This is a genomic window from Parabacteroides sp. AM58-2XD, from assembly GCF_003463685.1.
GTDB lineage: Bacteria > Bacteroidota > Bacteroidia > Bacteroidales > Tannerellaceae > Parabacteroides > Parabacteroides segnis.
This window is the reverse complement of record NZ_QSDP01000160.1, coordinates 1-8,823: the sequence shown is the minus strand read 5'-3', so window position 1 is coordinate 8,823 and position 8,823 is coordinate 1. Positions and strand designations below refer to the sequence as shown.

Here is an 8,823-nt window from a genome sequence, read left to right as displayed (position 1 = left end):
ATGTAGACAGCGACCTGTTACACGAGGATCTGTCACTTCTGAAAAATAATTAGAGGTATTCATTTTGCAATGATAAACTTTTTAGAGGAATTTTGGTGCGGTCGCCCTGATATGAGATTGGAGAATCTTCAGTAGTCTGTATTTGACTTTTACTAAAAAATCTTTTGAATGCAGGGTAAGGTGCAGGAACAATTCAGGGTATTGATTTTAATCTTTTATTATTCCTGCAAATTCCCCAATGATTCTAAACTCTTCGGCATCTTCTTCATTAATGATGATAGGATTGTAATCCGGATTTTTGGGGGTTAAAACAATTTCTTCATGTTCCCAATTTCCTAGCTCATCAAACTTTTTCTTGCTACTATATGTTTTAATAGAATAACCTCCTGCATAATCAGCGTCATAGAAATTATGATGTTGGATTAAAACGATCTTTCCTTGTCGGCTTCCTGCCGGGTTTGCTCTGAATACACAATAATCATTATGGTATATGGCTGGTTCCATCGATCGACCTACGGCTTGTACTACGTACATGTTTCTATTTAATTTTCCTAATCCTTCTACTTTTATCCAGCCAAGTTCATCAACTATATCCCCTTCTCCAAAGTATCCACAAGCAGCTTTGATAGAGTATAGTGGGAGAAAGTCAATGTATTTGACGTTGTCGTTGACTTCAGGTTCGATACGAATCTCTTTTTTCTCTTCTTGTTGAGGCTGTAATTGACTCATGAAATGTTGAGCTAAAGCTTGATCGCAGAAATAAACATAACAGCCTTTCATCCCTCTGGTCATTAAGGTCCTGTAAGTGTTTTTTATTATCTCATCAGCATCTTGTAAAGCTTGCTCTTTGTCTTTTTTTAATAATGATTTAAAACCTTTTACGGATTGATCGTGTTTGGAACGTTGAGTGACATCTGTGATTATTTTATTGTTTTCATATCTCATATCTTTTCCAACTATGATACCCACATAATCAAGTTCTAAACCTTGACAAGTATGGATGCATCCAATCTGATCGACAGACGTTTCTCCGATAATCCAAGGTGTTTTTTCTGAATTTAGATTCCATTTTTTTTCAAAATTGAATTCTGGTATAATAATATCAAAACTATCAGTATTTTTTTTACTATTCCAATCCCAGCAATAACCTGCCACAACCCGGGAACGATTGTTCCTTTTGTTTTTGGTTTTTATTGTTTCAAATAGTTCATTCGGATCTGAGAATATCTTGAAATCGTAATCTTCGGCAGAAAGGTGTATGTTGGCGGTATTCTTGATTTGTAATGTATTATCTAACCAACTGAGATAACCATCAGAACCGTTACAACGAAACTGAGAACTTAACTTGGTTGTGTGCACGATAGCTCCGAGTGATTCTGCGTACTTTTCAATAGATCTTTTAGAGCCTATATCTTTAATATGGATTCTTTGCCTGTCGTCGACAAAAAACACAGAAAACTTTGCTGCACGTATGATTTCGAGTATCTGGTTTTCTCCTTCGGTACCATAAAAACCGCTTTTTAAGTTTAGTCGATGTGCTTCATCGACTATTAAAGTATCGAATATGTCAGCTTGAATATCATAAAATCGGCCACTTCCAACAAAGAGGTCTTTGATACGTTCTTTATGACAATCACCGCTAAGTTTGATTGTATAAACTTCTCGCGGAGCTGCATTTTTTGAGACATATTGAGTTAAAAAATTTTCTTTTGTTAATTGTACCAAAAGGTTGACAGCTACGACACTTTTTCCAGTACCTGGACCTCCTTCCACTATCAAAACGTGTTTTTTGCCAGTTGATGTGGAGTTTCGGGCAAGTTCTAATGCAGTTTCGTATACAATCTTTTGATCATCCAGTAATACAAATTCCTGATTACCATGTAACATAGAAGATAAAGCTTCTGCTAATTGTTTAGAAGGTCTTAGTTTTCCTTTGTCTATCATCCAGACAATATCATCTTTTGCACCATATCTGATATGTTTTTTGATAAAGTCTTGTAACTGTTGGGCATCAGACTTTAAGAAAACGGGAGCTTTTTGAACAAATTCCTTATAGCATGGGTTTGTTATGACATTATCTGGTTTATAGTTATGTAAAAAAGCACATGGGGAAAGAATAATATCTCGTTCCCTAACTAATTCATTATAGTTGATTAGCATATAAGCATATGACCATGCTTGGTATGATGGGTGTGCAGTTTCACTTTCTCCGTGCTGGAACCGTGTTTTTACAATTCCAGACTTGTTAGATAATTTTGCCTGTTCCCATTGCTTTAATTCAATAATGACAATATTCTCTTTTTTGTTTTCATCAAGTCCGGCTATGATGAAATCAATACGTTTTGAAGTCAATGGTATCTGATATTCGATAGCTATATTGGAGGTATCAGGTATGTTGGGGGTGTTGATCACTTTATACATATGCATCATGGAGTTTTTCCATGATTGTACCTCATTAGGAGATGTATGTCTGCCCAAGTGCGTAACAAATGCGTGATCTATATCATCCGCAATAGTTCCATTAAAAACATCTTTTAGGAATCCTTGTTTAGAAGCATGATAGACTATCATAATTCATTGTATTTTTTTGCGTTGCCTTTTGATTTATTTACCGGATATTTTTCTGCATTCTTTGCTAATTTAGTAAGAATGATATCCTTAATATCTAGGTTATATTTGTAAGCAATCAGAAATGCATAATTCATGATGTCTGCTAATTCTTCTTTTACCTTGTCGATATTAACACTATTGGCCTCTTTCCATAGAAAAACTTCATTAAGTTCTGAGGCTTCGATAGATAGGGCTAAAGCCAGATCTTTTCCATTGTGGAATTGATCCCAGTCTCTGTCCTGTGTGAACTTAACAATTTGTTCCATAATCTCTTGTATATCTGATTGATTATTTTTCATTTCTTTTGTTTTAACAAGATTGATTAAAAGACAAATATATAAAACTATCAGAAATAATAGAGAGAAAGTTAATAGGGAAATTGTATTGCGAGTTATTCTTTTTCTTTTATGTAAATCATTTCTAATGTCTTATTTATACTCTTTTGACCTCATTATTTGTGTGATTACATAATCTGGGATTTATTTAAAATTGTAACTTCTTGTTTAAGTAAGCAGCGAACACTTCCTCCTTAATACCCACCCAACGCCGAATTTTTGTATCTTTGTCCGGCATATTAAAGCATAAAAGGCAGTATGATCAGTTATTTACAGATAGACGGACTTACCAAGAGCTTCGGCGATTTGGTTCTTTTTGAGGATATTACGTTTGGAATTGCACAGGGGCAGAAAGTGGGCCTTATCGCAAAGAACGGTACAGGTAAAACAACATTACTGAATATCATTGCCGGGAAGGAGGATTATGATAGCGGGGCGGTTGTGTTCCGTAACGACCTGCGTGTCGGTTATCTGGAGCAGACACCGGTTTATCCCGAAGGATTAACCGTTCTTCAGGCCTGTTTTTATTCTCCGAATGAGACGGTTCGACTGATCGCTGAGTATGAAGAAGCTATGGCCAGTGACGATCACGCTAACTTGCAGGATATCCTGATACGTATGGATAATCTGAAAGCCTGGGACTATGAACAACGGGCCAAGCAAATCCTTTCGCAGTTGAAGATTACGAATTTCGATCAGAGGGTGGAACATTTGTCCGGCGGACAGTTGAAACGTGTAGCGCTAGCCAATGTCCTGATCACTGATCCTGAACTGATCATCCTCGATGAGCCGACCAACCACCTCGACCTGGAAATGACCGAATGGCTGGAAGGATACCTGAGCCGTGCCAATATCAGTATTCTAATGGTGACGCACGATCGTTATTTCCTGGATCGGGTTTGTAGTGAGATTATCGAAATAGATCGTCAGCAAATCTATCAGTATAAAGGTAATTACAGCTACTATCTGGAAAAACGTCAGGAACGTATGGAGACGATGAATACGGAAGTGGAACGAGCCAACAACCTGTTGCGTAAAGAGCTGGAATGGATGCGCCGGCAGCCGCAAGCCCGTGGAACGAAGGCTAAATATCGTATCGATGCTTTTTATGAACTGGAGAAGAAAGCCAAGCAGCAACGGGATAACGGAAATGTGAATCTGGATGTGAAAGCTTCCTATATCGGATCGAAGATATTTGAAGCGGAGCATGTGACGAAAAGCTTTGGTAATATTAAAATCGTAGAAGATTTCAATTATATTTTTGCCCGTTTCGAGAAGATGGGTATTGTCGGTAACAATGGTACCGGGAAGTCTACCTTCATTAAAATGCTGATGGGGGAAGTGGAACCGGATAGTGGGCGCTTCGATGTGGGCGAAACAGTTCGTTTCGGCTATTACAGTCAGGATGGCTTGAAGTTTGACGAACAGATGAAGGTGATCGATGTCGTACAGGATATTGCCGAATATGTCGATCTGGGCGACGGAAAGAAACTGGGTGTTTCTCAGTTCCTGAATTATTTCCTGTTTACTCCCGAAAAACAACATAGCTATGTTTATAAACTGAGTGGGGGAGAGAAGCGCCGTCTTTATCTGTGTACAGTCCTGATGCGTAACCCGAACTTCCTTGTACTGGATGAGCCGACCAATGACCTGGATATCGTAACGCTGAATGTGCTGGAAGAATATCTGCGTAACTTTAAAGGTTGCGTGATCGTTGTTTCGCACGACCGCTACTTTATGGATAAGGTTGTCGACCATCTACTGGTATTCCGTGGTAATGCCGACCTGAAAGATTTCCCCGGCAACTATACTCAATACCGCGACTGGAAAGAGGTACAGGATCAGTTGGAGAAGGAAGCTGAAGCTGCCCGCCAGCCCAAACAAGCTCCTGCTCCTGAAAAGAACAACCGCCCTCAGAATGAACAGAAAAAGAAACTTTCTTTCAAGGAACGGAAGGAGTTTGAGGCGCTGGAAGAAGAAATACCTGCGCTTGAAACTGAAAAAGCTGAACTTGAAGCGGCTATGAGCAGCGGAACATTGAGCAACGACGAGTTGATGGCAAAGTCGGAACGCATTGCAAAAGTGATTGAAGAAATTGATGAAAAGACAATGCGCTGGCTGGAGTTAAGTGAGCTGGCTTAAAGATATGAACGAAACGAAACCTGTGCTTTGGAACCGGAATTTCATCCAGTGTTGTATCTCTTATTTCCTGATGAATTTCTCTTTTTACATGCTGATGCCGACTATGCCGGTTTATTTGGTGGAGGTATTGAAGATTAATCCGTCGGAGGTGGGGGTAGCATTATCCAGTTATTCGATAGGGTTGCTGTGTGTCCGTCCTTTTTCCGGATACTTGGTGGATTGCTTTTCACGCAAACCGTTATATCTCTTTGCCTTTATGGTTTTTGCCTGTATGTTTACCGGTTATTTGTTTGCTACGACGGTCCTGACGGTTATGGCTGTCCGTTTCATTCAGGGTGGCTTTATGGGGATGACTTCCGTTTCCGGTAATACCATTGCGATAGATGTGATTCCTTCCAGGCGAAGAGGCGAAGGAATGGGGTTTTATGGCTTGACGATTAATCTGGCGATGTCGCTTGCTCCGTTGGTGGCGGTCGCTGTTTATGATAGGTATGGTTTTCATCCGTTGGTGCTGGTTGGTCTGGCGATAGCGTTGGTCGGTGTCGGCTCTGTCTGCCTGATTCGTTATCCGAAACGGGAGAAGGTGGAACGGCCTCCTTTTTCGCTGGATCGTTTTATTCTGGTGAAAGCGTTACCAACGGCATTGGCTTATTTGCTGAGTGCAATACCTTATGGGATGGTTGTTTCTTTCGTCGTGCTGTACGGAAAAGAAATTAATGTGTCGAATCCCGGTTATTTCTTTATTTTTATGGCGATAGGGGTTGGTACGGCAAGGCTTATATCCGGACGGTTGGTCGATCACGGGAAGATACATCTGGTATCGATTAGTGCGTTGGTGTTTCTGACACTTTCGTTTGCTGTATTTGCTTTGTTTCATAATGAAATTGTCTTTTTTGCTTCTGCGCTGGCGATTGGTATCGGATTCGGTGTTTGTGTCCCGGCTATCCAGTGTCTTTTCGTAAATGTCGCTCCGCATCATTTGCGTGGAACGGCAACTTCCACTTATCTGACTTCTTTTGATTTCGGAGTGGGAATCGGAATGCTGGCAGCCGGCTTTATCGCTTCGCATGCTGATTTGGCAACGGCCTATCTGGTAGGTTCCGGATGCTGCCTGGTGTCGCTCCTGGTTTATTTGCGGTGGGTGAGGCCGTCGTATGAGAAGCATAAATTGGTTGATTGAATTTTATACTTGCCTGATTAGATTGGTTTCTTTTGTTTATATTTGTGCTGTGGTCTTGTTTTGGGACTGTAGTGATAAATTAAAAATGTCGGGTACATGAAAAACATTCTGTTAACCATCTTTTTACTGACATATACCTGTTTACCGTGTTTTTGCCAGCAAACAGTCGATGAAGCCTGGGTTACTTCTATTAATAAAGAATATGCCGCCTTTCCTTCCGAACTTATCTATCTCCAAACCAGCAAAGGTATTTATGAGACAGGAGAAGACCTTTGGTTTAAAGCATATCAGTTGAGTTCCCAATCTTTTGCATTCTCCAATCAAAGTCAGACATTGTATCTGCAAATGATAAATAATAAGGATAGTATCGTTTGGCAAGAGAAATATCCGGTAGAAAACGGTATGGTGTTCGGTCATGTTTATGTCAGTGAGAAGCTGGCGGATGGTGATTATTTTCTGGAAGCCTATACCCGTCATTCTTTTCATAACGACACAACAGGAATTATCTCTTCACGTAAAGTAAGGATTGTCAAAAATATAGCTCATGATAATCAACAATCGGAAGATGTAGGAAAAGATAGTTTGCGATTTGATGTTTTTCCGGAGGGAGGAAATCTGATTTCGGGTTTGCCTTCACGTGTGGCATTTAAGGCTACAAATGGCAAAGGATATCCGGTAGAGGTAAAGGGTACTTTATACCAAGATGATACTCCGGTTACCCTATTTGAAAGTAGCCATGACGGAATGGGGGTTTTCTTCTTTACTCCTGATACAGAAAAGAAATACCGGATAGAGTTAGAGGATGGTACTTGTTATTCTTTACCGGAGATTTACCCACAAGGAATGACTTTAAGCCTATCTAAACAAGACAAGAAAAATCTGGAATTTTTTATCTCACAAACCGAAGGCTCTCCTGCTCAGGAAGTTTGTCTGGTAGGACAAGTCCGTGGGATGATTTGCTGTGTGGCAAAGGGAGTGTTGAAGGACCGGCTTAAAATAAAAATGCCGCTTAGTGAGTTCTTTTATCAGGGAATCGCAGAGTTCACCTTGTTTAATGGCGATATGCAACCGGTTGCAGAAAGGCTGGTTTATGTGCATCCGGAAAAGAAGTTACAGATCAATATTGAACCGGATAAGAAAACATATGCCCTTCGTGAAAAAGCCACATTGAAAATAAAGGTGACGGATGGGAATGGAGTACCAGTGAAAACGAATCTGGGCCTTAGTGTATTTGATAAGGCATATATTAATCCGGCAGATCCGGTAAACATATTGACGCATTGTTATCTATCCTCTCAGATACGCGGAAAGATTCATAATCCGCTTTATTATTTCGATGAAAAGAATAAAGACCGTATGCAGGCAATGGATTTATTGTTGCTGACTCAGGGGTGGAGGCGGTATGTCTGGAATATAGAATATGCCCCCGATAATGAAAATCTGTTTTTGTCTGATGAAATAATAGGCATACAATCTATTAATAGTAAGAAAAAGAGGAAAGAGGCGCAGGGGACGGAACAACTTATTCAGATATCCGGTGCTGAGGGAAATTCATTGTATGTATGGGCTGACTCAACCGGCTCTTTTATTGTCGGTACGGATATATTGAAGGAACTTCGAGGTGGTTATGTGTATTTGAAACCGATGTTGTCGAATGAACATAAGCCTCAACTTGAAATAGAAGATTATTTTCCGCAAATCGATAGTCTAAGGAAAAAGAAACAGAGATATTACCCTACGATGGATATTTCTCAGTCTGTAAAAGAACAGATTCTCGATATGCCGGTCGTTAGTAATGATAGCACAATTTTACAGGATGAGGTAGTTGTTACCCGTAAAGCAAGTAGACCTTTCAGGGATAAGTTTATGGGACGTTTAGATAGTTTGGCACAGATGGATGTTGGTATGCCTTGGGTGTGTCCGGAAGGACATTTGGAAAATTATAAAGACGGATATACGGTACATCATGACCCCCGTTATTGTCCCAATGCAAATATTGTTCCGTTTGAAAAACGAAGTAAACCGGTAGAGGGTAAAACGTATCGAATTATTAAACCTAAATATTTCGATGGAGGAAAATGGTTTATTGTGGAAGACGAACAATATGTCGTTTATCACGGTCCTATTTATTCGGAAGAAGAGCTTCTCCGTCGTAACAACCTTTGGCGTGCCAAAGGCTACTACGTAGCCCGTGAATTTTACCAACCGGACGAAATAGATATACAATTGTCAACTCCCGATGCCCGTAATACTTTGTTATGGCAACCTTCCGTCATAACGGATGAAAAAGGGGAGGCGGAAGTTTCTTTCTATTGCTCCGATATCAATACCGGTTTTACCGGAGTGGTGGAAGGGGGTGACGGTACTGGATTGTTAGGTTCCGGTACATGCGAATTCAGAGTGATAAGAAAATAGTTCCTATGTTTAAAATCGGAAAAGACGGATAGCACGAGATAGCACTACAAAAGCTATACCATTTTAGTTAACTTTGTATTGTATCAAATTCATTATTAACTAATAACGATATAGCTTATGAAAACAGTACGAAGTAACGAA

General features: G+C 40.0%; 5 protein-coding genes. 3 read left to right on the top strand and 2 right to left on the bottom strand.

Going from position 1 to position 8,823, the window contains the following annotated elements:
- Positions 1-207 precede the first annotated feature (207 nt).
- Positions 208-2,571 (bottom strand): DNA/RNA helicase domain-containing protein, encoded by a 2,364-nt coding sequence (locus DXA15_RS23665; protein ID WP_128135674.1) that lies wholly within the window; start codon positions 2,569-2,571, stop codon positions 208-210.
- Positions 2,568-2,909, bottom strand: a complete 342-nt coding sequence (locus tag DXA15_RS23660; RefSeq protein WP_128135673.1) for a nucleotide pyrophosphohydrolase — start codon at positions 2,907-2,909, stop codon at positions 2,568-2,570. Before DXA15_RS23660 ends, DXA15_RS23665 begins: the two co-directional genes overlap by 4 nt.
- 294 nt (positions 2,910-3,203) lie before the next feature.
- Between DXA15_RS23660 and abc-f the strand changes: the two genes are divergently transcribed.
- The 3 genes from abc-f (at position 3,204) to DXA15_RS23645 (ending at position 8,682) form a co-directional block, all read left to right on the top strand.
- Positions 3,204-5,087, top strand: coding sequence for a ribosomal protection-like ABC-F family protein (gene abc-f, locus DXA15_RS23655; protein ID WP_128135672.1), 1,884 nt, complete (start codon positions 3,204-3,206; stop codon positions 5,085-5,087).
- A 4-nt stretch (positions 5,088-5,091) separates the two neighbouring features.
- Complete coding sequence (locus DXA15_RS23650; protein WP_128135671.1) at positions 5,092-6,267, top strand: MFS transporter; 1,176 nt, start codon at positions 5,092-5,094, stop codon at positions 6,265-6,267.
- A 96-nt stretch (positions 6,268-6,363) separates the two neighbouring features.
- Complete coding sequence (locus DXA15_RS23645; protein ID WP_128135670.1) at positions 6,364-8,682, top strand: hypothetical protein; 2,319 nt, start codon at positions 6,364-6,366, stop codon at positions 8,680-8,682.
- Positions 8,683-8,823 lie beyond the last annotated feature (141 nt).